At 62.2% G+C, this 26,384-nt stretch carries 25 protein-coding genes and 1 riboswitch; of the genes, 10 read left to right on the top strand and 15 right to left on the bottom strand.

Going from position 1 to position 26,384, the window contains the following annotated elements; all coding sequences use genetic code 11:
• Positions 1–85: 85 nt before the first annotated feature.
• Positions 86–610, bottom strand: a complete 525-nt coding sequence (locus tag HQ843_RS18115) for an invasion associated locus B family protein (RefSeq protein ID WP_180901842.1) — start codon at positions 608–610, stop codon at positions 86–88.
• A 238-nt stretch (positions 611–848) separates the two neighbouring features.
• Between HQ843_RS18115 and HQ843_RS18110 the strand changes: the two genes are divergently transcribed.
• Genes HQ843_RS18110 through HQ843_RS18100 form a run of 3 tightly spaced genes read left to right on the top strand, consistent with a single transcriptional unit; the run spans position 849 to position 4,024 of the window.
• Entirely contained in the window at positions 849–2,099 is a 1,251-nt protein-coding gene (locus tag HQ843_RS18110; protein ID WP_180901843.1) for an efflux RND transporter periplasmic adaptor subunit, read from the top strand.
• A gap of 1 nt (position 2,100) precedes the next feature.
• On the top strand, positions 2,101–2,829 hold the full coding sequence (locus HQ843_RS18105; RefSeq protein WP_180901844.1) for an ABC transporter ATP-binding protein: 729 nt from the start codon (positions 2,101–2,103) through the stop codon (positions 2,827–2,829).
• Positions 2,819–4,024, top strand: a complete 1,206-nt coding sequence (locus tag HQ843_RS18100; RefSeq protein ID WP_180901845.1) for an ABC transporter permease — start codon at positions 2,819–2,821, stop codon at positions 4,022–4,024. The genes HQ843_RS18105 and HQ843_RS18100 overlap by 11 nt, the downstream gene beginning before the upstream one ends.
• A gap of 270 nt (positions 4,025–4,294) precedes the next feature.
• Here the strand turns inward: HQ843_RS18100 and HQ843_RS18095 are convergent, their stop codons facing one another.
• The 5 genes from HQ843_RS18095 to cysG form a co-directional block, all read right to left on the bottom strand.
• A complete protein-coding gene (locus tag HQ843_RS18095; RefSeq protein ID WP_180902141.1) occupies positions 4,295–5,107 on the bottom strand; it encodes a ferredoxin--NADP reductase in 813 nt (270 codons plus the stop codon).
• Positions 5,108–5,225: 118 nt separating this feature from the next.
• Complete coding sequence (locus tag HQ843_RS18090; RefSeq protein ID WP_180901846.1) at positions 5,226–5,729, bottom strand: DUF934 domain-containing protein; 504 nt, start codon at positions 5,727–5,729, stop codon at positions 5,226–5,228.
• Between the two features lie 10 nt (positions 5,730–5,739).
• Complete coding sequence (locus HQ843_RS18085; RefSeq protein ID WP_180901847.1) at positions 5,740–7,395, bottom strand: nitrite/sulfite reductase; 1,656 nt, start codon at positions 7,393–7,395, stop codon at positions 5,740–5,742.
• 6 nt (positions 7,396–7,401) lie between these two features.
• Entirely contained in the window at positions 7,402–7,719 is a 318-nt protein-coding gene (locus HQ843_RS18080; protein WP_180901848.1) for a DUF2849 domain-containing protein, read from the bottom strand.
• Entirely contained in the window at positions 7,709–9,160 is a 1,452-nt protein-coding gene (cysG, locus tag HQ843_RS18075) for a siroheme synthase CysG (RefSeq protein WP_180901849.1), read from the bottom strand. The genes HQ843_RS18080 and cysG overlap by 11 nt, the downstream gene beginning before the upstream one ends.
• A 212-nt stretch (positions 9,161–9,372) precedes the next feature.
• On the opposite strand from cysG, the gene HQ843_RS18070 reads away from it, so the two are divergent.
• The 4 genes from HQ843_RS18070 to HQ843_RS18055 all read left to right on the top strand — a co-directional run bounded on the left by HQ843_RS18070 (position 9,373) and on the right by HQ843_RS18055 (position 11,694).
• Positions 9,373–9,960 carry a nucleoside deaminase gene (locus HQ843_RS18070; protein ID WP_180901850.1) on the top strand — a complete coding sequence of 196 codons (588 nt, stop codon included), beginning with the start codon at positions 9,373–9,375 and terminating at the stop codon, positions 9,958–9,960.
• A gap of 24 nt (positions 9,961–9,984) precedes the next feature.
• A complete protein-coding gene (gene mazG, locus HQ843_RS18065) occupies positions 9,985–10,821 on the top strand; it encodes a nucleoside triphosphate pyrophosphohydrolase (protein ID WP_180901851.1) in 837 nt (278 codons plus the stop codon).
• Positions 10,822–10,919: 98 nt separating this feature from the next.
• Positions 10,920–11,282, top strand: a complete 363-nt coding sequence (locus tag HQ843_RS18060; protein ID WP_180901852.1) for a MerR family transcriptional regulator — start codon at positions 10,920–10,922, stop codon at positions 11,280–11,282.
• A gap of 7 nt (positions 11,283–11,289) precedes the next feature.
• Complete coding sequence (locus HQ843_RS18055; protein ID WP_180901853.1) at positions 11,290–11,694, top strand: carboxymuconolactone decarboxylase family protein; 405 nt, start codon at positions 11,290–11,292, stop codon at positions 11,692–11,694.
• Between the two features lie 33 nt (positions 11,695–11,727).
• Here the strand turns inward: HQ843_RS18055 and hflX are convergent, their stop codons facing one another.
• From hflX to dusB, 8 genes are all read right to left on the bottom strand, one after another.
• Positions 11,728–13,008, bottom strand: coding sequence for a GTPase HflX (gene hflX / locus HQ843_RS18050; RefSeq protein ID WP_246710145.1), 1,281 nt, complete (start codon positions 13,006–13,008; stop codon positions 11,728–11,730).
• Between the two features lie 77 nt (positions 13,009–13,085).
• Positions 13,086–13,328, bottom strand: a complete 243-nt coding sequence (gene hfq / locus HQ843_RS18045) for an RNA chaperone Hfq (RefSeq protein ID WP_180902143.1) — start codon at positions 13,326–13,328, stop codon at positions 13,086–13,088.
• A gap of 195 nt (positions 13,329–13,523) precedes the next feature.
• Positions 13,524–14,900 carry a Trk system potassium transporter TrkA gene (gene trkA, locus HQ843_RS18040; protein ID WP_180901854.1) on the bottom strand — a complete coding sequence of 459 codons (1,377 nt, stop codon included), beginning with the start codon at positions 14,898–14,900 and terminating at the stop codon, positions 13,524–13,526.
• A 56-nt stretch (positions 14,901–14,956) separates the two neighbouring features.
• Entirely contained in the window at positions 14,957–16,321 is a 1,365-nt protein-coding gene (gene ntrX, locus HQ843_RS18035) for a nitrogen assimilation response regulator NtrX (protein ID WP_180901855.1), read from the bottom strand.
• On the bottom strand, positions 16,311–18,593 hold the full coding sequence (locus tag HQ843_RS18030; protein WP_305793962.1) for a sensor histidine kinase NtrY-like: 2,283 nt from the start codon (positions 18,591–18,593) through the stop codon (positions 16,311–16,313). Before HQ843_RS18030 ends, ntrX begins: the two co-directional genes overlap by 11 nt.
• Before the next feature lie 186 nt (positions 18,594–18,779).
• Positions 18,780–20,231: a nitrogen regulation protein NR(I) gene (gene ntrC, locus HQ843_RS18025; protein WP_180901857.1), complete on the bottom strand. Its 1,452-nt coding sequence runs from the start codon at positions 20,229–20,231 to the stop codon at positions 18,780–18,782.
• A 1-nt stretch (position 20,232) separates the two neighbouring features.
• Entirely contained in the window at positions 20,233–21,384 is a 1,152-nt protein-coding gene (locus HQ843_RS18020) for a two-component system sensor histidine kinase NtrB (RefSeq protein WP_180901858.1), read from the bottom strand.
• Positions 21,381–22,397, bottom strand: coding sequence for a tRNA dihydrouridine synthase DusB (gene dusB / locus HQ843_RS18015; protein ID WP_246710435.1), 1,017 nt, complete (start codon positions 22,395–22,397; stop codon positions 21,381–21,383). Before dusB ends, HQ843_RS18020 begins: the two co-directional genes overlap by 4 nt.
• Positions 22,398–22,542: 145 nt before the next feature.
• On the opposite strand from dusB, the gene HQ843_RS18010 reads away from it, so the two are divergent.
• Entirely contained in the window at positions 22,543–23,754 is a 1,212-nt protein-coding gene (locus HQ843_RS18010) for a bifunctional 2-C-methyl-D-erythritol 4-phosphate cytidylyltransferase/2-C-methyl-D-erythritol 2,4-cyclodiphosphate synthase (RefSeq protein WP_180901860.1), read from the top strand.
• Positions 23,751–24,245 (top strand): CinA family protein, encoded by a 495-nt coding sequence (locus HQ843_RS18005; RefSeq protein WP_180901861.1) that lies wholly within the window; start codon positions 23,751–23,753, stop codon positions 24,243–24,245. The genes HQ843_RS18010 and HQ843_RS18005 overlap by 4 nt, the downstream gene beginning before the upstream one ends.
• Here HQ843_RS18005 and HQ843_RS18000 read toward each other — a convergent pair.
• Positions 24,236–24,682 (bottom strand): type II toxin-antitoxin system RatA family toxin, encoded by a 447-nt coding sequence (locus tag HQ843_RS18000; protein WP_180901862.1) that lies wholly within the window; start codon positions 24,680–24,682, stop codon positions 24,236–24,238. The genes HQ843_RS18005 and HQ843_RS18000 overlap by 10 nt on opposite strands.
• A 304-nt stretch (positions 24,683–24,986) precedes the next feature.
• A riboswitch (glycine riboswitch) is annotated at positions 24,987–25,074 on the top strand.
• Between the two features lie 163 nt (positions 25,075–25,237).
• Here HQ843_RS18000 and gcvT point away from each other — a divergent pair.
• Positions 25,238–26,374: a glycine cleavage system aminomethyltransferase GcvT gene (gene gcvT / locus HQ843_RS17995; protein ID WP_180901863.1), complete on the top strand. Its 1,137-nt coding sequence runs from the start codon at positions 25,238–25,240 to the stop codon at positions 26,372–26,374.
• Positions 26,375–26,384 lie beyond the last annotated feature (10 nt).

The following is a 26,384-nucleotide window of genomic DNA, read 5'->3' as shown; positions in this document are numbered from 1 at the left end:
TGTAGATTATGGAACTTTTAGAGGTATCCGGCGGCAAAATGCAATTGTCGCCGGATATCAGGTAAACACTTCACAAGAACTATGATTAGCGCAGCTCTGTCAGGCGTTTGTAGGCCGCTGTGAAACCTCTCAGTGAAGCTGTGATGCTGAACTTCTCGTTGCCGTCGATCGGCTGGGCGATAATATTCAACGCAGTGCCATTCTTCAGCTGCTCGGCCATCGCAGCGTCGAATACCACAGGCGCAAGGCAACCCTGCGGCAGACATGTCGAAAAGCCGAAGGTCTTTCCCTCGGTGGCGGCGTCGATCGTCAGCGTCACGCCCTGGGCCAGAGCCAGGCCGAACGGCATGATCACCACGCCCTGGATTTTGTCGTCCGCCGTCAGTGACAGCTCGACCGTCATCACCCGCTGACCGCTGTCCTTGGCCACCTGGTTGTGGATCATGGCGCAACGGTCGACGCCTTCGTTGGAAATGCAGGTGACCCGCCAGTCCTGATAGGTTTCGTTGATCGAGCTTGCGCCTTCCGGCAAGGCCGAGAATGCCGGACTTGCCTGTGCGGCAAGAAGAAACGCCGAAACGATGCCGGCTGCGATGTGACGAGGTTTCACCAAAAATCTCCCAAATCCGTCTGGTTTTCGAGCGAAGCTACCACGATTCGCGAAGCGCCAACACCAGCAAGGCGGCCGCGCGACATGCATGTTTTCAGGTGTCCGGCAAAGATTTGCGGCGCCAGGATATCGGCGATGTCGCCGTGTCCGGTTTAATCCGCCGCAATGCTTGCAAGGCCGCCGGTTCCTCGCCATAGTCGCCGGCAAATCATAAGGCGCATACACAGGAGAATTCCCGATGTCCTCGCACGAAAGGCGCGACGAACAGGAAGGCCACGCCCGGCCGCCCGTTCCCGATATCATGGCCATTCTCGGTGAGAACAAGCCGCGCCGGCGCTTTCCCTGGGGTTGGCTCGCAGTCGTGGTCATCCTGGTTGTCGCGGGGTATGGCGGCTATCGTTTCTATGAAACCGGCGCTGTGCAATTCACCGCCGCTATACCCGGCTACACCACGGCCGAGGTTATCCGCGGGCCGATGAACATTGCTGTGCGGGCCACGGGCGCGATCGAGCCGACCGACCGGGTCGAGATTTCAAGCGAGCTTTCCGGCACGGTGAAGGACGTGCTGGTCGATTTCAACAGCGAGGTCAAGGCCGGCGATGTGCTGCTCGAACTCGAAACCGACGAACTCGCCGCCGATATCCTGAGCGCCAAGGCCAAGCTTGCCGCCGCCAATGCCGACGTCGCGTCGAGCGCCTCGAATCTCGAATCCGCCAAGGCGACGATGGACCGCACCGAAACCCTGGCAAAGCGCAATGTGGCGCCGCGTCAGGATTTCGAGGACGCGCAGTTTGCCTATGCGGCAGCGCTTGCCGACAAGCAGAGCGCGGAGGCGCGGCTCGATGTCGCAAAGGCGGAACTCGCGCTGGCCGAACTGCGGCTGAGCAAGGCCACGATCCGTTCGCCGATAGATGGCATCGTGCTCTACCGAAATGTCGATGTCGGCCAGACGTTTACAACCTCGCTGGAGGCCCCTACTCTCTTCGTGATCGCCGGCGATCTCAGCCGGATGGAGTTGCGCGTCGATATCGACGAGGCCGATGTCGGCAAGGTCGAACCGGGACAGAAGGCAAGCTTCACCGTCGAGGCTTTTCCGGACAAGCGTTTCCCGGCCGAAATCGATACGATCCGCTATGCCTCCGAACTCAACAGTGCTGTCGTAACCTACAAGGCGGTGCTGCTGGTCGACAATTCCGAGCGCCTGCTGCGCCAGGGCATGACCGCCACAGCCGATATTCTCGTCAGCGAGACCGACGACGTGATCCTGGTGCCGACGGCGGCGCTGCGCTTCGTGCCCGCGGGCTACGACGCGCCGACATCCGCCGGCGACGAGCGGACCGCATGGTTGCTCAGAAACGGAGAACCGCTGCCGGTCCCGATCACGGTCGGCGCCAGTGACGGCCGTTATACCGTCGTTGTCGGCGGCGATCTCAGGGCCGGCGACATGGTGATCACGGGCAACGGTCGCGACGCACGGGAGGGCCGCTGACATGAGCACCGCACCCCTCATCGAATTCCGGAATGTTTCGCGGATCTACGGTTCCGGCGAGGCAGAGATCGCGGCATTGAACGGCGTTGATTTTGCAATCGAGGCCGGCGAGTTCGTCTCGATCATGGGCCCGTCGGGCTCCGGCAAATCGACGGCGATGAACATTCTCGGCTGGCTCGACAGGCCGACCAGCGGACAGTTTTTCTTTCAGGGCGTCGATACCACCGAACTGCCCGGCCCCAAGCTGACATTGCTGCGCCGCCATCTTCTGGCCTTCGTGTTCCAGCGCTACAATCTGCTGCCGCGCTCCTCGGCGATCGAGAATGTCGAACTGCCGCTGCTCTATCGCGGCATCAACCGCACCGAGCGCCGCGAACGGGCCGAAAATGCGCTGAGCCAGGTAGGCCTCGGCGATCGGCTGCACCAGCGCACCATGGAGCTTTCCGGCGGCCAGCAGCAGCGCGTGGCGATCGCCCGCGCCCTGATCACGGAACCCGCCGTGCTGCTCGCCGATGAGCCTACGGGCAATCTCGATACCAAATCCAGCAACGAGATCATGGAACTGGTCACCAGCCTCAACGTCGATATCGGCATCACAGTCGTCATGGTCACCCATGAGGAAAATGTGGCGCGTTATGCCAGCCGGCGCATGCATTTCCTCGACGGCAGGGTCGACGGCAGCTATCGGCCGGGCCGCATCGAACGGCGGGAGAACGACAATGTTTCTTGAAATGCTCAAACTCGCGCTGCGCGCTATGCGGCGCAACCTGTTGCGCTCGTTCCTCACCGTGCTCGGCGTCATCATCGGCGTTTCGGCGGTGATCGTCATGGTGACGGTGGCAAACGGCACGGCGGAACGGGTGCGCGGCGAGATCGCCCGGCTCGGTACGGATATCCTGTTCGTGCGCCCCGGCCAGCGCGCGCCGGGCGCGGCTTCTGAAGCCGCGAAGGGCTTTACGGAGCGCGATATCGCGGCGCTGCGCAACCAGATCCCTGATTTACGCGCCGTAGCCCCTCAGAATATTTCCGACGCCACCGTCGTCGCCGGCGGCGCGAACCGCAAGACCGTGGTGATCGGCACCAATGACGAGTTTCTCACCGCCCAGGACTGGACCATCGAGAGCGGCAGCGATTTCGCCGGCGCCGAAGCGACCACCGGCGATACCGCCTGCATTCTCGGCGCCACCGTGAAACAGGCGCTGTTTGCCGATGATGATCCCGTCGGCCGCAATGTCCGCGTCGGCAATGTGTCCTGCGCCGTCGTCGGCACGCTTGGCGCCAAGGGCGAGACCGGCATGGGCCACGACCAGGACGACATCGTGCTGATGCCGATCGCAACCTTCCAGCGGCGCGTCGGCGGCGACAGCTATATCGAGAGCATCCTGCTCGCCGCAAGGGATGGCGTCTCCACACATGACCTCGCGGCCGAAGTCAGCGATCTGTTGCGTGAACGCCGCAACATCCTGCCGGGCCGGCCGGATGATTTCGAGGTCAACGACATGACCGAGATCACCAATGCCGTCTCGGGCACCAGAAGTCACCTGACGGGCATGCTTGCCGCCATTGCCGGCGTCAGCCTGCTGGTTGGCGGCATCGGGATCATGAACATCATGCTGGTTTCGGTCACCGAGCGCACCCGGGAAATCGGCCTCAGGCTCACCGTCGGCGCGCTCGAACGGCAGGTTCTGCTGCAATTCATCGTCGAGGCGCTGGTGCTGTCGATATCGGGCGGGGTTGCCGGCATATTGATCGGCCTCGGCCTTGCCTATGCCGCCGTGCAGTATCTCGCCCTGCCCTTCGTCATTGATCCGTGGCTGATTGCCGGCGCGTTCGGATTCTCGGCCCTGATCGGCCTGATCTTCGGCTATTTCCCGGCACGGCGGGCGGCGCGGCTGAACCCGATCGATGCGCTGCGGTTCGAGTGAACGCGTACACTTTGTCTTTGCTTGTTCTGACTATCGGCTTTCGCCCCTGCTTGTCAGCCTATGATCTCTCCCCTTGAGGGAGAGATGCCCCGACAGGGGCAGAGAGGGGTGAATTCTTACCGAGAGCACGGGGTATGCAGCCTATGCCCATACCCCTCTCTGTCGCTTTCGCGACATCTCCCCCTCAAGGGGGGAGATTGAAGGCGGCCAGGCCTCAAACAATACCGGCATCTCAAATGCGTTGCGTGGCATCTATTGGATGCCCTCGCCTCACCCCACAAAAGCCCGCTCGATCACGAACTGCGAGGGCTTGTTGTTGGCGCCTTCCGTCAGGCCGGCGGCCTCCAGCAGCGCCTTGGTGTCCTTCAGCATCTCGGTCGAGCCGCAGATCATGGCGCGGTCGGTCGCGGGGTTCAGCGCGGGAACGCCGAGGTCTTCGAAAAGCTTGCCGCTGGCGATCAGGTCGGTGATACGCCCGGTGCGCACGAAGTCTTCGCGGGTTGCGGTCGCGTAGTGTCGAAGCTTGTCGCCGACGATCTCGCTCAGAAGTTCGTCGTTCTCGATCTCGTTCACCAGATCGAAACCGTATTTCAGTTCGGCGACCTCGCGGCAGGTATGCGTCAGGATCACCTCGTCGAATTTTTCAAAGGTCTCCGGTTCGCGGATCAGGCTCGCGAACGGCGCAATGCCGGTTCCGGTCGAAAACATGTAGAGCCGTTTGGCGGGCGTCAGCGCATCGAGCACCAGCGTACCGGTCGGCTTCTTGCGCATCAGCACCGTGTCGCCGGGCTGGATCTTCTGCAGATGCTGGGTCAGCGGCCCGCCCGGAACCTTGATCGAGAAGAATTCCAGCGTATCCGCCCAGGCCGGGCTTGCGATCGAGTAGGCGCGATATATCGGCTTGCCGTCGACCATCAGACCGATCATGGCGAATTCGCCGGAGCGAAAACGGAAGCCGGCCGGCCGGGTCATTGTGAAGCGAAACAGGTGCTCGGTATAATGCTCGACGCTCAGCACCGTCTCGCCATAAACCCCGGCGGGCAAGGCAGTCGCAAGGTCGTCGGTTTTGGTCTGCACGTTCATGTCTGGTCCTGTCATTCTGTCTCGTCGGCGCCTTCGATCCGCTTGCGGGTCATATCCTCCAGCGCTCAAATACTACCGCTGGCGCATAATTGCAAAGCCAGCGGAAAATTCGCGTTGCTCACGCGCCCGCTCTGCGCCGCCAGCTATAGCCGGGAACCGTGGCAGCGGGTCTGGCAGCGGGCTGGTAGTATCGCGTCACCGCCGGCAACCGCCCTTCCCCGAGCCGTCGGATCGCGGTCTCGTTGGTCACGGCAAAGCTGTCGAACCCGCAGCGCAGCATATGCACAAGCGGATCGATCAGCACATCGCCCACGGCGCGCAACTCGCCGATATAGCCAAGCCGCTCGCGCAGCAACGTCGCCTGCGAGAACGCCCGTCCATCGCTGAAGGCCGGGAAGGTGAGCGCGACCAGCGTGATCCGATCGAGATAGGGCGCAAGCCGCGTCGGATCATCGAACGGGCCGAGCACAACGCCGACAGGCTCATTGCCTTCGACGCCATGCTCGATGATTGCGGCGTAGGGAATAAGCGCGCGCTCGCCCTCGCCCGCCTTGCGCTCCTCGGTCTCCACCACCCATGGGTCGTTTTCGACGAAGCCGCTTTCTTTCCAGATTGCAGTCATGCGGGTCTCCTCAGGCGGCCCTGGCTTTTTCGGGATAGAGCGCATCCTTGAACGGCTGCGCGCCAAGCCGGCGATAGGCGTCGATGAAGGTTTCGGATCTGTCGGTTCGAAGCGAAAGATAGGTATCGACGATCGTCTCCACCGCATCGGTCACCTTGGACGGCTCGAAGCCGCGCCCGATGATCTCGCCGATCGAGGTGTTTTCATCCGCCGATCCGCCGAGTGTGATCTGGTAGAGCTCCGCGCCCTTCTTCTCTACGCCCAGAAGGCCGATATGGCCGACATGGTGATGGCCGCAGGCATTGATGCAGCCGGAAATCTTGATCTTCAGTTCGCCGATCTCGGCCTGGCGCTCGGCATTGCCGAAGCGGGTGGAAAGCTCCTGCGCCAGCGGGATCGACCGCGCATTGGCAAGCGCGCAATAGTCAAGCCCCGGACAGGCGATGATATCGGTGATCAGCCCGGCATTGCCGGTTGCAAGCCCCGCGTCCTCAAGCGCGCGGTAGACCGCCGGCAGATCGGCGCGGGCAACATGCGGCAGAACCAGGTTCTGCTCGTGGCTGACGCGGATTTCGTCAAACCCGTAGCGCTCGGCGATATCGGCGACGACCTCCATCTGATGATCGGTGGCGTCACCGGGAATCCCGCCGATCGGCTTCAGCGAGATCGTCACCATCGCATAATCGCTGCGCTTGTGGGCGACGGTGTTGCGGGTCAGCCAGTTGATGTAGCTGGCATCGGCGGTATCGAACCGGTCCCGCTCGCGCGCGGGCAGTTCCGGCGGCGCGAAATAGCTGCGGATCGCCTCGACGTCGTTGGCCGGCAATGTCAGCTCGCCGCCCTTCAACGCGTCGAACTCCTGCTCGATCTGCGCCTTCAATTCCTCAAGTCCGGTCTCGTGAACGAGGATCTTGATGCGGGCCTTGTACTTGTTGTCGCGGCGGCCGTTCAGGTTATAGACGCGCAGGATCGCCGTCGCATAGGCCAGAAGATCGGCTTCGGCCAAGAAATCGCGCACCTTCTTGGCGATCATCGGCGTTCGCCCCTGCCCGCCGCCGACATAGACGGCAAACCCGAGTTCGCCGGCCTCGTTCTTTTTCAGATGCAGGCCGATATCGTGAACCTGGATCGCCGCCCGGTCGCGCTCCGCGCCCGTCACCGCGATCTTGAACTTGCGCGGCAGGAACGAGAATTCCGGATGCAGCGACGACCACTGCCGCAGGATTTCGGCATAGGGCCGCGGATCGGCGACCTCGTCGGCGGCAGCTCCTGAGAAATGATCGGCGGTCACATTGCGGATGCAGTTGCCCGAGGTCTGGATCGCGTGCATCTCGACGCTTGCGAGATCGCGCAGGATCGCCGGAATATCGGAAAGCCTCGGCCAGTTGAACTGGATGTTCTGGCGCGTGGTGAAATGGCCGTAGCCGCGATCATAGGTCCGCGCCACATGGGCGAGCATCCGCATCTGCCGGCCATTCATGGTGCCATAGGGCACGGCGATGCGCAGCATATAGGCGTGAAGCTGCAGGTAGACGCCGTTCATCAGCCGGAGCGGTTTGAAAGCGTCCTCGGTGATTTCTCCCGAAAGCCTGCGCTCAACCTGATCGGCGAACTGGTCCACGCGCTGGGTTACGAAATCGCGGTCGAATTCATCATAACGATACATGAGGTCTTACGCCTCCACGCGTTCTGGTTTGGCGGCGGCATAGCCAGCCGCATAAGGAATGGTCGGGCCTTCGGCGCGGATGCGCTCGCGCAGACGCAGCGGCCAGATGCGCCCGTCGGGACGCTCCTCGACGTCGATGACGGCGAGATCGACCACCTTGTTTGCGGAAAAATCACGCTTGCCGATCGCATCCAGGCTTTCAATCGCCTCCTCGTGGCGGGCGACCAGCGCTGTCTGCAGATCCTCGCACCAGCGGCCATTGGCATCGAGCCAGACGGCGAGACCATCGGTCAGGCGGTTTGCGGTCAGAACCTTAGCGGACATGGGCAACTCCCTTGAATTTGGTCAGGGCGGCGTTGTTGTTGAGCGCGAGCGCGCTCGAATGCTTCAGATTGGCGCCGGCCACCGCATCGCCGATGATCACCATCACCGGGCCGGTCAGGTCCTCGCGGGCCTCCAGCAGCGCCATTTCGGACAGCACGCCGTGAAACAGGCGCTGATTGCTCCGGCTGGCATTCTCGATCACGGCGATCGTGGTATCGGCGGGAACGCCCGCCCGCTGCAGCTGTGCGCCGAGTTTTGCGGCGACGGAACGGCCCATATAGACGGCAATGGTGGCGCCCCGGACCGCAAGCGCGGCCCAGTCCGGCAGGGTTTCACCATTGAGGTCGTGGCCGGTCGTAAAAACCAGGGTCGATGCCACGCCGCGCAGCGTCAGCGGCAGCTCGAAATCGGCGGCGGCAGCGGTGGCGGACGTGATGCCGGGCACGACCTCATAGGAAACACCGGCCGCGCGCAATGCGGCCATTTCCTCGCCGGCGCGGCCGAAAATCAGCGGATCGCCGGATTTCAGCCGCACGACGCGCTTGCCTTCTCTGGCAAGTTCCACCAGCAGATCGTTGATTTCGTTCTGAGATTTCGAATGGCAGCTCTTGCGCTTGCCGACGGCGATGCGTTCGGCGTCGCGCCGGCCCATATCGACGACCGCCTGCGGCACGAGCGCGTCATAGGCAATCACATCGGCTTCCATCATCAGCCGGTGGGCGCGGATCGTCAGCAGGTCCTCAGCGCCCGGTCCGGCGCCGACAAGCGCCACGTGGCCGGAAATCTTGGCTCCATCGGCAATGATCTCGTCAGCGAGACACTCGGCCTCAAGCGCCCTTCCCTTCTCGATCGCGTTTGCAACCGAGCCGTTGAAGAAACGCGACCAGAAGGCGCGGCGGGCGGCGCCGCGCGGGATATTGGCGTCGACCTTGTCGCGCAGGCGGTTGGCGAGTTCTGCCAGCGGACCGAGCGAACGCGGCAGCATGGTGTCGATCTGCGCCCGGATCATCTGGGCAAGCACCGGCCCCGCGCCTTCCGTTCCGATCGCAACGGCAACCGGCGGGCGGGCGACCAGCGCCGGCGTATAGAAATCGCAGTCATCCTTCTGATCCACGGCGTTGACCGGTATCGAGGCCGCGCGCGATGCCTCGGCGATCAGGTGGTCCTGCTCGCTGAGCCCGGTGGCGGCGAAAGCAAGGACCGCGCCTTCGATCTGGGCGGGATCGAATGCCGCTTCCACGAGGTCGTAGCCGTGTTCGGCGAGAAACGCGCGATAGTCCTCGCCAATACTCTCGCCATAGGCCACGATCCTGGCACTGGTCTTGGCCATCAGCCGGGCCTTGGCAAAAGCCTCGTCGCCGCCGCCGAAAATCGCGACCTTGCGGCCATCGACGCGGAAAAACGCCGGAAAAGTCGTCAACAAATCGTCTTTCGTGCCCATTGCGCACAGTCCTTCTCAAGATTGCGGCTACAATCGCCCGGCGACCAGGAAGTTTGAAGAAACGAAAATGCGCGACGTCCGGGGATGGAACATTTCATTCCTCAATTCAGCGCGATGCAGGGCAAATTTACCCGCTGGGCTTGCACGAGGCTTGCGCTTGAGCGCCAATCCCCCTTTAGTCAGGCATTATCATCTGCCGAAGTGGAATCGACATGGACGACCAGACCCTCACCGACCGCCTGCTTGCCGTGATCGAAGACGATATCCTGCCCATGACCTTCAAAGGGGTCAGCGGCGGCAACAAGGTTTTCGGCGCGGCGATCCTGCGCAAGGCCGACCTGTCGCTGGTGATCGCCGGCACCAATGACGAGACCGCCAATCCGCTCTGGCACGGCGAGATCCATACGCTGAAGCAGTTTTACGAACTGCCGGAGCCGCCGCTCACGAAGGAACTGATCTTCCTGTCGACCCACGAACCCTGCACCATGTGCATGTCGGCGATCACCTGGGCCGGCTTCGACAATTATTTCTATTTCTTCAGCCATGAGGATTCGCGCGACAGCTTCGCAATTCCCCACGATCTGAAGATCATGAAGGAGCTTTACGGCCTGGAGCCGGGCGGCTACCGCCGCCGGAACGCCTTCTTCACCGCGCGCTCGATCGTCGAGATGGCCGAGGCGAGCGAGGAGCCGGCGCGCGCCGGCTTCAGGGAACGGATCGGCCGGCTCCGGCAGGCCTACGCCCTTGCATCCGACACCTACCAGTCGCATAAGGGCGACACAAAAATACCGCTCGGATAATCCCGCAATACGGAGCCAGAAACCGTGGAAGCCTCCCGCGATATCGCTCGCCTCATCGACATCATGGCCGCCCTGCGTACGCCCGAAACCGGGTGTCCGTGGGATCTGAAGCAGGATTTCGATACCATCAAGCCCTATACGATCGAGGAAGCCTATGAGGTTGCCGACGCGATCGAGCGCAAGGATTTCGACGATCTCTGCGACGAACTCGGCGATCTCCTGCTGCAGGTCGTGTTCCATGCCCGCATGGCGGAGGAAAAGGGCCTGTTTTCCTTCGGCGACGTTGTGCATGCGATTACCGCCAAGATGATCCGCCGCCATCCACACGTCTTCGCCGTCAACGCCGCCGATACGCCGGAGGCGGTCAAGATCCAGTGGGACGAAATCAAGCGGCAGGAAAAGGCCGAGCGCGCCGAACGGCGGGCGAAAAACGGGATCACGGAAGACCTCAAGGCTGGCCATCTCGGCGGCGTCCAGCGGACTTTCCCGGCGCTGACGGAAGCGCTCAAACTGCAGGAACATGCTGCCCGCGTGGGCTTCGACTGGTCCGAGCCGGAGCCGATCCTCGACAAGTTCGAGGAGGAGATCGGCGAATTGCGCGAAGCGCTTCAGGGCGGCAATAAGGCCCGGATTTCAGACGAACTCGGAGATCTGATCTTCGCCGCCGTCAACCTCGCCCGCCATACAAATACCGATCCCGAACAGGCGCTGCGCGGCACCAACACAAAATTCCGCCGCCGCTTCAACCATATCGAGGAATCACTTGACGCATCCGGCGAAACGCTCGACGCCGCAACGCTGGAGCGAATGGAAGCGCTCTGGCAGGACGCCAAGGCGATCGAACGAACGCTTGCAGAATAGCCAAAGCAGTTTCTGATCGCGCCTGCCGTTTTACCTGTTGACTTAGAGTGCGCTCGAAGCCGTAGCGTTTCAGGCGTCGTGACAAAAGCAGGATTTCGATGAAGATTGGTGAACTCGCAAAACGCTCGGGTCTGACGGCGCATACCATCCGCTATTACGAGAAGATCGGCTTGCTGCCCGATGCCGGTCGCGATCACGCAGGTCATCGCGACTATGACGTCTCGGCGCTGGTGTGGATTGAATTTCTCGGTCGCCTGAAAACGACGGGAATGCCAATCCGGCAAATGCTCCGCTATGCGGAACTGAGACGGCAGGGGCCGGCAACGCAGGCGCAACGCCAACGCCTGCTCGAGCAGCACCGTGATGCCGTGCGCGAACACCTATCGGAACTCACATCCTGTCTTGATGTCCTCGACACCAAAATCGCCGGCTATGCCGGCCGTGACCGGAATGAGGATTGAAGACGCTATGAATCAACAGAACCAGACAATCGGCGAAAGCCGCCTCGAACGTGGCAAGCGCATGCTGGCGGCAATCGACGGGCGGGCGGGACAGAACGTCATCGATGCGCTTGACGATATCGCCCCCGATTTCGCCCGCTATGTCTTCGAGTTTCCTTTTGGCGATATCTATGCCCGCCCGGGATTGAGCTTGCGCGACCGCGAGATTGCAACGGTCGCCGCGCTCACCGCGCTCGGAAACGCGTCCCCCCAGCTCAAGGTCCACATCGAAGCAGGCCTGAATGTCGGGTTGAGCGAAGAAGAAATCGTCGAAACCATCATGCAGATGGCGGTATATGCAGGCTTTCCGGCCGCGCTCAACGGGTTGTTCGCGGCCAAAGAGGTTTTTGGCGCCCGCTCTCAGGCCGACTAACCTATCGTTGCAAGAAGACATTAACTGGCGGGTCTATCCCGCCAGCATGCTCTCCAGCCGCTGCGCTTCAGAGCCGGCGAGCCTTAAATCGAGGCTTACCGAGCCATCCTCGAGATCGCGCCGCTCGTCGACGAGCGCATGCTCGTAAAGCCAGGGCAGCAAATGCATTTGCTCTGGGCCGAGCGTGATCGTCACTTCGGTCAGTACGCCGGAAAGCCGTTCGGCGATCCGGTCCACGAGCGCGTCGACTCCTTCGCCCGAAATGGCAGAGACGGCCATGACATTCTCGGCGGACGAAGCCCGCGCCATCAACGCGTCATGCTCTTCCGGCCCCAGCAGATCGACCTTGTTCCAGACCTCCAGAATGCGCTCATTCTGCTCGGCTTCATCGATGCCGAGATCGGTGAGAATGCGCAGGACGTCAGCCGATTGCGCGTCGCGGGCCGGATCGGCCATGTCGCGGACATGGAGGATCAGATCGGCCTCCAGCACCTCTTCCAGCGTTGCGCGGAACGCGGCCACCAGATGGGTCGGCAGGTCGGAAATGAAACCCACGGTGTCGGACAGGATAACGGTGCGTCCGTGCGGCAGCTTCATGCGGCGCAAGGTCGGATCGAGGGTCGCAAACAGCATGTCCTCGGCCAGCACCCCTGCCCCGGTGATCCGGTTGAACAGCGTCGACTTGCCGGCATTGGTGTAGCCCACCAGCGCCACGATCGGATGCGGCACCTTCTTGCGCTTGGAGCGGTGGAGCTGTCGGGTGCGAACGACCTGCTCCAGCTCGCGTTCCAGCTTGGTAATGCGCTCGCGCAGCATCCGGCGGTCTGCCTCGATCTGGGTTTCGCCGGGACCGCCCATGAACCCGCCGCCGCCGCGCTGGCGTTCAAGGTGGGTCCAGCTGCGGACCAGACGGCCGCGCTGATAGTTCAGATGCGCGAGTTCGACCTGCAGCCGGCCTTCCTTGGTGGAGGCGCGCTCGCCGAAGATTTCGAGGATCAGCCCGGTGCGGTCGATGACCTTGGCGACCCATGCCTTTTCGAGATTGCGCTGCTGGACCGGCGACAGCGGGTGATCGACCACGACGAGGCCGATATTTTTTTCATCGAGGATAGCATCGAGTTCTTCGATCTTGCCGGTGCCGAGCAGGGTTGCCGGACGCGGATCGTTGACCGTCACGATTGCGGAAGCCGCGATCTCGAGACCGATCGCGCGGGCAAGGCCCTCGGCTTCCTGCAAGCGGCTTTCGGGCGCGCGTGAGGACAGCCCGGAGCGTTCGCTCTCGGCGCGCGACTGCTTGATGACCGGCACGATCACGAGGACACGGGAGGAATCCCTGTTCTCGTATTCGCTTTCGGGAAATTGCGTATTATCGGAAATGGAGGTTCACCAAATCAGGAAGCGTTTTCATCGCCTTCGAACATCTGCACCGGCTGGCCGGGCATGATCGTCGAAATCGCATGCTTGTAGACAAGCTGCGAATGACCATCGCGGCGCAACAAAACACAGAAGTTATCGAACGACGTTACCACGCCGGTCAGCTTGACCCCGTTGATCAGGAAGATCGTAAGGGAAATTTTCTGCTTACGGACCGTATTGAGAAAAAGATCCTGCAAATTCTGAGAACGTTCCGCCATCGCGCCGCTACTTTCTTTCTCTTGCCGGCCTGGGCCGGTTCCACCTCTTCGTCGCTTCCGTGAATACAAAAGCAACAGATCATGAACTTCTGGTAGCAAATCACCGGCGCTTCCGCAACGGCGAAAAAGATGAGGCTCGTCGACACCTTTTCCCGGCCCTGTTCCCGGCCTGGCCAGACGTACCGGCCGGGGCGCTCAGAAATACTGGATCGAAACCCGGAACAATTGCTCTACGTGCCTCACAGCCGATGCCGCCGCGAACAGGATGACGCGGTCATGCGCCTTGATCTTGAGATCGCCATGCGGCTGGATAACCTCTTCGCCGCGGTAGATCGCACCGATGCGGATGCCATCGGGCAGATCGAGGTCGCGGAACGGCGTGCCAACCAGCGGCGAGGTCGCCAGCGCCTCTGCCTCGATCACTTCGGCCGCCCCCTTCTGCACGGCATAGACCGAACGGATACGGCCCTTGCGCACATGCTGCAGCACACGCGAGATCGTCACCGCGCGGGGATTGATATAGGCATCGATGCCGAGCGACTTGGTGACATCGTGAAACGACGGATTGTTCAACAGCGCCAGGTTGGACTTGCAGCCAAGCTGCTTGGCGATCACCGAAGCCAGAATATTGGTCTGGTCGTTATTGGTAAGCGCGACCATGAGATGGGCGTCGGGAACATCCGCCTGCATCATGATATTCTGGTCGAGCGCTGAGCCCTGAATGACGATGCAGTGATGAAGCGCGTCCGACACCGCGATCGCCTTGTCGCGATCCTGCTCGATCATCTTGACGCGGGTCTTGGGCTGAAGGTCCTCGATCGATTTGGCGACGAAGAAGCCGATATTGCCGCCGCCGGCGATCACGATCCGGCGGGCCTCCTGCTCCTCATGGCCGAACAGCGCCAGCGTGCGCCGGATATGCTCGTGTTCGCAAACCACATAGACAAGGTCGCCGGCCAGGATCTGGTCGGTCGAATGCGGGATGATCACCTCTTCGTTGCGATAGATGCCGGTGACCGTCGCGTTCAGATCCGGGAACAACTGGCTGAGCTGAACCAGCGGCGTGTTCAGCACCGGGCAGTCGTCATTGCACTCGACGGCGAGCATCGCGATCTTCTCGTCGGCGAACCGCACGATATCGGTGGCGCCGGGAAAGGAAATGCGCCGCAGCACCATCTTGCCGACCTCGACTTCCGGCGAGATCGTGACGTCGATCGGCATGTGATCGCGCGAAAACAGGTCAGAATAGTGCGAATGCAGATAGCTTTGCGAGCGGATACGGGCGATCTTGGTCGGCACGTTGAACAGCGAATGCGCCACCTGGCAGGCGACCATGTTGATCTCGTCATGCAGCGTGACGGCGATGATCATGTCCGCCTGGTCGGCGCCGGCCTTGGCCAGCATATCCGGATGGGCGCCATGGCCGACATAGCCGCGCACGTCCAGAAGCTCGGTAATGGCGGTGATGAGCGAGGCGGACGTGTCGATGACGGACACATCGTTATATTCCTGGGAAAGCCGTTCGGCGATGCCGAAACCGACCTGACCAGCGCCGCAGATGATGATTTTCATAAGAACCCCTCGGGGGTTTGGTAAGTTCAGTTGGCCGCAATCTGCCCGGTTTCAGCTCAAATGCCAAGCGACTTAAGCTTGCGGTGCAAAGCCGATCGCTCCATTCCGACAAATTCGGCGGTGCGTGAAATGTTCCCGCCGAAACGGTTGATCTGGGCCATCAGATAGTCGCGTTCGAAGCGCTCGCGGGCTTCCCGCAGCGGCAGCGTCATGATGTGGGCGTCGCCCGAGGTCTGGATCTGCGGAAGGACATCGGAAAGATCGGCCGGGAGCAGATCGGCGGAGATCGGTACCGAGGCATCTTCCTCGCGCGACAGAATCAGCAGCCGCTCCAGATTGTTGCGCAACTGCCTTATATTCCCGGGCCAGTCATGCGCCTGCAATATCGCCATGGCGTCATCGCCGATCGAGCGCTGGCGGATGCCGGCCTGCTCGCAAAGCTGGCGCATGACGAAATCGATCAGGAACGGAATATCCTCGCGCCGCTCGGACAGCGAGGGAATGCGCACCGGCACCACCGCCAGCCTGTGAAACAGGTCCTGGCGAAACAGTCCCTCGTCGATCCGGCCCTTGAGATCGAGCGCGGTGGATGACAGGATCCGGACATCGACCGAAACCCGCCGGCTGCCCCCGACACGCTCGAATTGCTGATCGACGAGCACCCGGAGGATCTTCTTCTGGGTTTCCGGCGGCATTTCGCCGATCTCATCCAGATAGAGCGTACCGCGATGGGCGCGTTCGAGCGCGCCGGTCTTGCGCGTCCGTCCGCCGCCGGCCTCGACGCCGAAAAGTTCGGTTTCCATGTTTTCCGGGGTGATCGCCGCGGCGTTCAGCGCCACGAAAGGCCCTTCCGCGCGCTGGCTCTTCTTGTGCATCAGCCGCGCCACAACCTCCTTGCCGGAACCGGAGGCGCCGAAGATCATCACACGGGAATTGGTCGGCCCGACCTTGTCGACCATCTGACGCAATTGCGACACCAGCAGCGATGAGCCAACCAGTTCCTCCGGGTCGCCGCTCTTGCGCTTGAGTTCCTGCACTTCCGTCTTCAGCCGCGAATTTTCCAGCGCGCGCTCGGCGATCAGCACCAGACGATCGGCCTTGAACGGCTTTTCGATGAAGTCGAAGGCGCCGCGCTTGATCGAGGAAACGGCCGTTTCGATATTGCCGTGGCCGGAGATCATCACCACCGGCAGGTCGGCGTAGCGCGATTTGATCTCCTCCAGCAGCGCCAGACCGTCGAGGCGGCTTCCCTGCATCCAGATATCGAGAAAGATCAGCCGCGGAACCCGGTCTGTGATCGCCGCCAGCGCGCTGTCGCTGTCATGGGCAACACGGGTTTCGTGTCCCTCGTCGGAAAGGATACCCGAGACGATATCGCGGATATCGGCTTCGTCATCGACGACAAGAATATCAGAGGCCATCTTGTTTTTCCTTGTCCGTTTCCTGGCGCGCGGCTTCGCCGTCGTGGATATGCGGCAGCTCGACGCGGATCATCGCCCCTCGCCCACCGGCGAAGTCCTGGGGCGCATCATGCAGTTCAAGTTTGCCGCCATGTTCTTCGATGATCTTGCGAACGATCGCAAGTCCGAGCCCGGTACCCTTTTCGCGCATGGTGATATAGGGCTCAAGGATCATGTGGCGGTTTTCGACCGGCAGTCCCTTGCCGTTGTCGATGAAGTCGACGACGTAGCGGTCACGTGCCTCGTCATGCGCGGCCCGCACCAGTATCTTGCGCTCGTCATCTAGTTCATTTGTCGGAACGGCTTCAATGGCTTCGACGGCGTTCTTGATCAGGTTTCCGAAGGCCTGGCCCAGCATGCGATCGTCGAACAGCCCCATCAGCGGCTCATCCCCGAGATCGCGCATGAAGGTCACATCGGTGCGCCCCATTTCCAGCAGGAAAATCGCGTCGGAGAGGATCGTGCGCAGGTCGCCCTGGGTCTTGGAAGGCTTGGGCATCCGGGCGAAGGAGGAGAACTCGTCCACCATCCGGCCGATATCGCCGACCTGACGGACGATTGTATCAGTACATTGATCGAAGACCCTGCGGTCCTCCTCGTCCTCAATCTTTTTCCCGAAGCGGCGCTTGATCCGCTCGGCGGAAAGCTGGATCGGGGTCAGCGGATTCTTGATCTCGTGGGCGATGCGCCGCGCGACATCGGCCCAGGCGGTGGAACGCTGCGCGACGATCAGGTCGGTGATATCGTCGAGCGTGATAACATAGGCATTGGAGCCGTCGCGCGAATCCTCGCGCGTAACCTGCACCGAAAGCGTCCGCTCCTTGCCAAGCCGCACGAGATTGATCTGCTGACGGAAATTCTGCCTGCTCCGGCGCATGGCGGCGGTCATCACAAGATCGATCTCGGGCGATATGTCCTCGAGCTTGCGGCCAAGCAATTCGTCGTCCCTTGCCGCCAGAAGTTCGCCGGCGGAGACATTCACGATCGTGACCGTGCGGTGCTCATCGACGCCGATAACCGCGGCCGTCACCCCGGAAAGCACCGCCTCGATAAACCGGCGGCGATCGTCGACCTCATCCTTGGCGACCAGAATTTCACGCTGCTGTTCCCGAATTTCGGCGACCATCTTGTTGAATGTGCTGGAAAGCCTGCCGACATCGCCATCGATCGAGCGCACCGGCACGGCAACCTTCATATCGCCGGAGGCTACCTGGTCGGCGGCCCCGATCAGCAGGCGGATCGGCAGCACGATGCGGTCGGCGACGGCAATGCCGGTCCAGATCGCGGCGAGCAGCACGATCAGGGCGAAACCGAGATAGAGCACCGCGAAGGCGACCTGGATCGACACCCGCCCCGCTTCCATCGAACTATATTCGGAGACATTGTCCTCGATCATCCGCATCGCGCCCATCACGTTCGGATCGACGGCGCGAACGGTATAGAGCAGGCTGTCAGGGATCGCCTCGAGCGCGATGATCGCGCCGACCAGATTGGTGTCGCCCGGTGGTATAAGCGTTGGCGAGCCGGTAGCTGCCTTTTCCAGCGCGTCTTTCGGGATGTCGGGCAGCGGCGTATCATCGCCGAGATCGGCCTCGACGATCACGCTGCCGTCCGCCCGCACGAGGAAGGCGCCGAGCAGGCCGCGACCCCGCGCCTGACGCGACATCAGGTCCGAAAAACCCCGGCGGTCGAGCAGGTAAAGCGAGCGGTTTCGTTCCAGGTCGTTGCCCATGGACAGCGTCTGGCCCTGCAGGTAGCTGGCATTTTCCATCATATAGGCCTGCGCCACATTGAGCGAGGACTGGACGATGGACTGGGTTCTGAGCGCAAACCAGCGGTCGAGGCCGGCATTCAGCGTCAATGTCGCAAAGATCGCCACAAGAATGGCGGGGGTGATGGCGACGATCGAAAACAGCGCCACAATGCGGATATGAAGCTGGGCCGCTGCGCGGCCGCGCCTGCGGGCTTTCAGAAGCTGGCTGACCTCGCCGCCGATCAGGTAGGTCAAAGTGAGCACGAACAGCGAATTGGCGGCGACGAGTGCGATCACGACCTTGCCGGTCGGCTTGATCGGCGTCAGGCCAAGCAGGATGAAAAGCGACAGGAAGGCCGTGATCAGCGCGCCGCTGACGAAGAACATGCCGGGCGACCTGAGAATAGCCCGCGCCCCGCCGCGCCCGTACGGCGCGCCGTCATGTTCCCCCTCGTGGTGAACGGGATCAGTGTCCGCCATGCTGCCTTCTGCAGTCATTCTCACCCTTTTCGAAAGGCCGCTCGAAGCGTCGCCGACCGGCACCCGAGCGAGCAAACGCAGCCATTCGAAACGACTCGCGTTTTTCCCCTTAGCGTGAGGATATGCAACAGATTGTGGCACAAATGCAACGGAAAGCTGCAACAGGCAACACTCAGACCGAGATGATCAGGAGCTGCGGGAACTGCGATAGACCGATACGCCAAGCTCCCGGATCTTCTTGCGCAGCGTGTTGCGGTTGAGGCCGAGAAGATCGGCGGCGCGGATCTGGTTGCCGCGCGTGGCCGTCAACGCGGCCAGGATCAGCGGATACTCGACCTCGTTGAGCACCCGTTCGTAAAGGCCGGAAGGCGGCAGGTTGTCGCCGAATCCGGCGAAATAGCTGCGCATGTTTTCCTCCACCGCCTGGGCTATGGTCGGCATGCCGTTGCGCACCGTGGCGCCCTCCGCCGGCGCGTCCGGCTGCTCGGACTGCAGTTCCTGCTCCACGATCTCGCGGGTGATCACCTCCTGCGGATAAAGCGCCATCAGGCGGCGGACAAGGTTTTCCAGTTCGCGGACATTGCCCGGCCAGCCATAGGATTTCATCACGTCGAGCGCCGGCTGTTCGAACCGCTTGCCGCCGAGACCCTCGACCTCGCCCTCGTTGACGAAGTGACGCACCAGATCGCCGATATCCTCGGCGCGTTCGCGCAGCGGCGGCAGCCGCAGCGGCACGACGTTGAGCCGGTAATAGAGATCCTCGCGGAACAGGCCCTGATTGATTGACTGCTTCAGGTCCTTGTTGGTCGCCGCGACGATCCGGACATCGGTGCGGATCGGGGTGCGGCCGCCGACGGTGGTGTATTCGCCCTGCTGAAGCACACGCAGCAGCCTGGTCTGCGCATCCATCGGCATATCGCCGATCTCGTCGAGAAACAGCGTGCCGCCCTCGGCCTGCTCGAACCGGCCGGAAGATCGGCTCTGGGCGCCGGTAAAGGCGCCTTTCTCGTGGCCGAAAAGCTCCGATTCGATCAGATCACGCGGAATGGCCGCCATGTTGATGGCGACGAACGGACCGTTGCGACGCTTGCCGTAATCATGCAGCGCGCGTGCCACCAGTTCCTTGCCGGTGCCGGACTCGCCGGTGATCATCAGCGTCAGGTCGGTCTGCATCAGCCGTGCCAGCACGCGGTAGATTTCCTGCATCGCCGCCGATCGGCCGACCAGCGGCATGCCGTCCTGCATGTCGTCGCCAAGCTTGGCCGGCTTGCGCTTCGGCTCCGAAAGCGCGCGGCCGACGATCGCGATCAGCTCGGTCAGGTCGAACGGCTTCGGCAGATAATCATAGGCGCCCTTTTCCGAGGCGCGCACCGCCGTCATGAAGGTATTCTGCGCGCTCATGACGATAACCGGCAGCTCCGGCCGCGATTTCTTGATGCGCGGCAACAGGTCGAAGGCGTTTTCGTCCGGCATCACGACATCGGTCAGCACCAGGTCGCCCTCGCCGGCGGATACCCAGCGCCAGAGCGTGGCGGCGTTGGACGTGATGCGAACGTCATAGCCGGCCCGGCTCAGCGCCTGGTTCAGCACGGTGCGGATCGCCGCGTCGTCATCGGCAACAAGGATCGTAGCTGTCATGTCATGTATCCATATTCGGGCTGGCCATTTCGCGCGGCAGCGGCAATACGTCTTTCGAAACCGGCATGAGAATGCGGAAAATCGTGCGGCCGTTCGCGTTTTCGCATTCGATGATCCCGCCATGGCCGCCGATGATCTTGGCAACCAGAGCAAGGCCCAGGCCTGTGCCGTTCTGCTTCGTCGTGATGAACGGGTCGAACAGATGCGGCATCAGGTCCTCCGGCACGCCGGGACCATTGTCCTGTACACAAAATTCAAGAGGCAGCGAAATCTTCTCCCTTGTGCCCGCCACAGACATCCGGATGCCGGGTCGGTAGGCGGAGGTCAGGATGATCTCGCCATCCGGCCTGTCGGCAACAGCTTCGGCGGCATTCTTGACCAGATTGAGGAACACCTGCACCATCTGGTCGCGATTGGCGAAGATCTGGGGCAATGACGGGTCGTATTCCTCGGTGATCTTGATGTTGCGGGCGAAACCGGCCTTGGCCACCGCCTTCACGTGATCGAGCACGGAGTGAATGTTGAGCGGCACCCGGTCGATCGCCCGTTCGTCGGAAAACACCTCCATCCGGTCGACAAGCGAGACGATCCGGTCCGATTCATCGCAGATCAGCCGCGTCAGCGCCCGGTCGTCGTCGCTGGCATTGGTTTCCAGAAGCTGGGCCGCGCCGCGAATGCCGGAAAGCGGGTTCTTGATCTCGTGGGCAAGCATCGAGGCAAGGCCGGTCACCGACCGGGCCGCCGCACGATGCACCAGTTGCCGGTCGATCTTGTCGGCCATGGAGCGGACCTGAAAGACGAGAACAACGGCGCCCTCCTCCCCCACCGGCGCCACGTAAATGTCCACCAGCTTGTCCTGCCCAAGACGCGGCGACGACAGGTCGACGCGATATTCGTTGACCGGCGCCCGGCGCTCGCGCACCTGCGCGATCAGGGCCAGAAGCGGGCTGTCGAAGGGAATGAAATCGGAAAGCGTCTTGCGCGACAGATGCGAGGCGCTCGCGCCGAAGAAAACCTCCGCCTCCCAGTTGGTATAGGAGATGCGGTCGTCCTCCTCGATCAGCACGACAGGATTTTGAATGGCATTCAGAACCTGAAGCGCGACGGCTGCCGCGCCGAGGCGCTGGCTGCCATTGCCGATGACGGTATTCATGCCGCTTTCCTTTCGGGAGGTGCGTGTTCGAAGATGGCGGCAAGCTTCGCCGTGACGAAATCGGGATCGTCGGAGGTCATGATGGAAGACCTTGTATCGGCGCTGACCCCGGGCGCAAGCCGCTCCAGATACCAGCCGAGATGTTTGCGCGCGTGACGGACGCCAACGCCAGGTCCGTAAAAGCGTATCATGGCCCGATAGTGCTCGATCGCGATCCGCGCCTTCTCGGAAAAGCCCGGTTCAGCGAGACCCGCCAGATAACCGGCATGCCACGGCCGCCCCTGGCACGCTCTGCCAACCATTACCGCCGTGATGCCGGGGCGCGACAACAGATAGTCAACGTCCGTCCGGCTTTCGATATCGCCATTGGCGATGAAGGGCACCGTGACGGCTTCCGCCACCCGCTCGATCGCCTGCCAGTCGGCCCTGCCCTTGTAGAACTGCATCCTGGTGCGGCCGTGAACCGTGATCGCCTGAACGCCCGCCTCTTCCGCGCGCTTCGCCAGATAGGGCGCGTTGATGCTGTCATGATCCCAGCCGAGCCGCATCTTGACCGTGACCGGCACCTTGACCGCGCCCACCGTCGCCGCGATGATTTCAAGCGCCCGTTCGGGCTCGCGCATCAGCGCCGAACCGGTATAGCCTCCGACAACCTTCTTGGCCGGGCATCCCATGTTGATGTCGATGATATCGGCTCCGTTCGCCTCGGCGATCCTCGCCGCCTCCGCCATATAATGCGGATCGCGCCCCGCGAGTTGCACCATATGCGGCTTCAGCCCCGCGCCGCGCAGCCGGACCCAGCTTTCCGCGGTATTGAAAGTCAGCTCACGGCTTGCAATCATCTCCGTGACCACGAGCCCCGCGCCGTGCCGCCACGCAAGCGCGCGAAACGGCAGATCGGTGACGCCCGACATCGGCGCGAGAATCAGGCGGTTGCGAATCTCGATCGGGCCGATCCGAAAGGAATCGGAAGGTTTGCGGTGAGGCAAGTGGCTATCTTTCATGCAGCATATCACTTTGCCCCATTTTTAGACAAGACGCCAATCCTTGCCAAGCGTTTTCGCTGGCGCTTTATAAAATTTAGGCAAATGCTGGAAAAATGGGTCAATCCGGGTAAGTTCCGGCGATCGGGAATCAACACGCAGGTTCTAGCCGAACATGGCAGCAGGTGAAAGCTACAATCCGGGGGTCGTTGTGGTTGCGGCCGGGCGCGGAGAACGCGCCGGCGCGCCCGAGGAAGGGCCGAAGCAATATCGCCTGATCGGAGGCCTGCCGGTGATCGCCCACACATTACGCGTGTTTGCGGATTGGGGCGGTGCCACTTGCGGCATTATCGTGGTGATCCATCCGGATGATGAAGCCGTTTTCAACGAAGCGCTTGGCCATGTGGCGGATGCCGACAACATCCGTTTCGTGCATGGCGGCCCGACCCGCCAGCAATCGGTGTTGCGCGGCCTGGAGGCGCTTGAACGCGATGCCCCCAGCCATGTGCTGATCCATGATGCGGTGCGGCCGTTCTTCGATGCGGCTCTGCTCGAGCGGATATCGCAGAGCCTCCGCGCAGGCCACGACGCCGTGCTGCCTGCCGTGGCGGTCGCCGATACGCTGAAGAAGGCGGGCGACGACCGCACCGTCAGCGCCACGGTTCCGCGCGCCGGCCTTTACGCTGCCCAGACACCGCAGGCCTTCAGCTATCCCGCAATACTCGCCGCACATCGCAAGGCGGCGGCCGGGGGCCATTTCGAGTTCACCGACGATGCCGGCATAGCCGAATGGGCCGGGCTTGCGGTGCGGCTGGTCGACGGGCTCGCCGACAATGTGAAACTGACCTACCGGAGAGACGTCGCCATGGCCGACGAGAAGCTGTCGCGCAGCCTGATCGCCGATATCCGCACCGGCAATGGCTACGATGTCCATCAGCTCGTTGCCGGCGACGGCGTCACGCTCTGCGGCATCAAGATACCGCATGACATGACGCTTTCCGGCCATTCGGATGCCGATGTCGCCTTCCACGCGCTGACCGACGCGCTGCTCGCCACCTGCGGCGAAGGCGATATCGGGGATCATTTTCCGCCGTCCGACCCGCAATGGAAGGGCGCCGCCTCGCATATCTTCCTCGCCCATGCGGCGAAGATCGTGCGCGACAGGGGCGGCGTGATCCTGAATGCCGATGTCACGCTGATCGCCGAAGCGCCGAAAATCGGCCCGCATCGGCTTGCCATGCGCGAAAATATCGCCACATGCCTCGGTATCGATCTCGCCCGCTGCTCGGTCAAGGCCACGACCAACGAGACCATCGGCTTCGTCGGCCGCCGAGAGGGCATCGCGGCGATCGCCACGGCCAGCGTGAACTATGGAAACATGACATGATCGACGCCGACATCACCGAGCGCGCCCGTATCCTGATCGAGCATTGCAAGGCCGCGGGCCTCACTATCGCCACCGCCGAATCCTGCACCGGCGGCATGGTGGTGGCAGCACTGACCGATATCGCCGGTTCCTCGGCCGTCGTCGATCGCGGTTACGTGACCTATTCCAACGCAGCGAAGATCGAGATGCTCGGCGTCAGCGCGCGAACGCTTGCGGCACATGGCGCGGTTTCACGCGAAACCGCGCTGCAGATGTCGGCGGGCGCGCTGATGCGCTCCGACGCCGATCTGGCGGTCGCGGTTACCGGCATTGCAGGCCCCTCCGGCGGCAGCCCGGAAAAACCGGTCGGTCTTGTCCATCTCGCCGCGCGCGATCGCCATGGCCACCTTCACCACATCGAAAGCCGCTATGGCGATATCGGCCGCGACGGCATCAGGCTCGCCACCGTCCAGACGGCGCTCGGCATGCTGGAAGGCCTGATTCAGGCGTAGATTTCATCGGCCCGCGTTTCGAACGCTTCCGAGAACTTGCGGAACGCCCGCTCGAACATCGATCCCATCATCGCGCCCAGAATCCGGTTCTTGAATTCGTAATTGATATAGAACCGGATCGCGCAGGCGCCCTCGCCTTCCGGCTCGAACCGCCAGCGATTGTCGAGAAAACGGAACGGACCGTCGACATAGCTGACATCGATCTTGCGCTCGGCCTGGTTCAGCAGCACCTGGGTGGTGAAACTTTCGCGGATGCCCTTGTAGCCGACGGTCATGTCGGCGATCAGCAGCGTCTTGCCGTCCTTCTCGCGCGACGAGCGGACGGTCAGCGCCTCACAAAGCGGCAGGAATTGCGGATAGCGTTCGACGTCGGCAACCAGATCAAACATGCGATCGGCGGAATGATTGACGTGACGGGTTGTGTTAAACTCTGGCATGATGTTTCAGCTAATGTGGCAGGGCGCAGATGGCAAGTCTTTCGTTTCGGGATGGCGAAGTTTGAAGACTGCAAAGCTTGTTCAAGGCGCGACAGCGCGGTTCTTCGCCGCCATCCCCGCCCTTTCGGGTCACCCTCGGGCTTGACCCGAGGGTCCAGGCAGCATTCCCCGTGTCGCCTGGATGCTCGTGTCAAGCACGAGCATGACTCACCGAAGATGATGGAGAAAATGTCTGGCCGGTGGATTTTGCAGTCGCGAATTGCCTTCCCCCTTGCAAATCCTGCCGCATACCGGATAATCCACGCATATCGTGCTGGGAGAAACCACATTCTCGTGGTGCCGAAGGAGCAACCGCCCCGGAAACTCTCAGGCAAAAGGACCAGCGCGAGGTTCTAAACTCTGGAGACAAGGTCACGGCATTTCACGTGCTGTGGCTGGCCGAAGGGATAATAATCTCAGGCACACGGGACAGAGGGGGCTCATTCGCTGGGCGTTCTTCGGAACGCCAACCCTTGAGCCGGCGTTTTTCCATAAACGCAATCCGGAGGCAAACTCTTGGTCTCGCCACTGAAACAGACCCCGCTTCACGCGCTTCATCTGGAACGCGGCGCCCGCATGGTGCCGTTCGCCGGCTACGACATGCCGGTGCAATATCCTATGGGCGTTCTCAAAGAACATCTCCATACCCGCGAAAAGGCAGGCCTTTTCGATGTTTCGCACATGGGGCAGGTTTATCTCTATCCGATTTCCGGCAATCTCGCCGATGCAGCACTTGCGATTGAAAAGCTGGTGCCGGTCGATATCGCCGGGCTGAAACCCGGCCGCCAGCGCTATGCCTTCTTCACCAATGACGAGGGCGGCATTCTCGACGACCTGATGGTCGCCAACCGCGGGGATCACCTGCTGGTCATCGTCAACGCCGCCTGCAAGGATGCCGACCTCGCCCACATGAAGGCCTATCTTTCGGACCTCTGCAATGTCGAGGAACACTTCGATGACAAGGCGCTGCTGGCGCTGCAGGGTCCGAAGGCGGAAGCCGTTCTGGCGCCGCTGTGCCCGGCCGTCACCGAGATGAAGTTCATGGATGTCCGCGCCGCCGAAATTCTCGGCGTCACCTGCGTCATCTCCCGCTCCGGCTATACCGGCGAGGACGGCTTTGAAATTTCCGTGCCGGCCGAGAAAGCGGAAGAACTCGCCCGCGCGCTTCTCGCCCATGAGGACTGCGAACCGATCGGCCTCGGCGCCCGCGATTCGCTGCGGCTCGAGGCCGGGCTCTGCCTCTACGGCAACGACATCGACGAGACCACGACGCCGGTGGAGGCAGCCCTCGTCTGGGGTATCCAGAAGGCCCGCCGTCCGGGCGGCATTCGCGGCGGCGGCTTTCCCGGCCACGAACGGATCTTCCGCCAGCTCGAGGACGGCGTTTCCCGCCTGCGCGTCGGACTGAAGCCCGAGGGCCGCGCGCCCGTCCGCGCGCCCGCAAAGCTCTTTGCCGATGACAGCGGCGAGACCGAGATCGGCCACGTCACCTCCGGCGGCTTCGGTCCCTCCGCCGAAAGCCCGGTCGCCATGGGCTATGTCGCGGCCGAACGCGCCGCCACCGGCTCCACGATTTTCGCCGAGGTGCGGGGCAAATACCTGCCCGTCACCATCGCCGACATGCCTTTCGTCACACCTACCTACAAGCGCTGAGAGAGCGGGA

Origin of the sequence: Martelella sp. NC20, from assembly GCF_013459645.1 — a bacterium.
GTDB lineage: Bacteria > Pseudomonadota > Alphaproteobacteria > Rhizobiales > Rhizobiaceae > Martelella.
The sequence above is the reverse complement of the archived record's forward strand: the minus strand, read 5'-3'. Positions and strand labels throughout refer to the sequence as shown.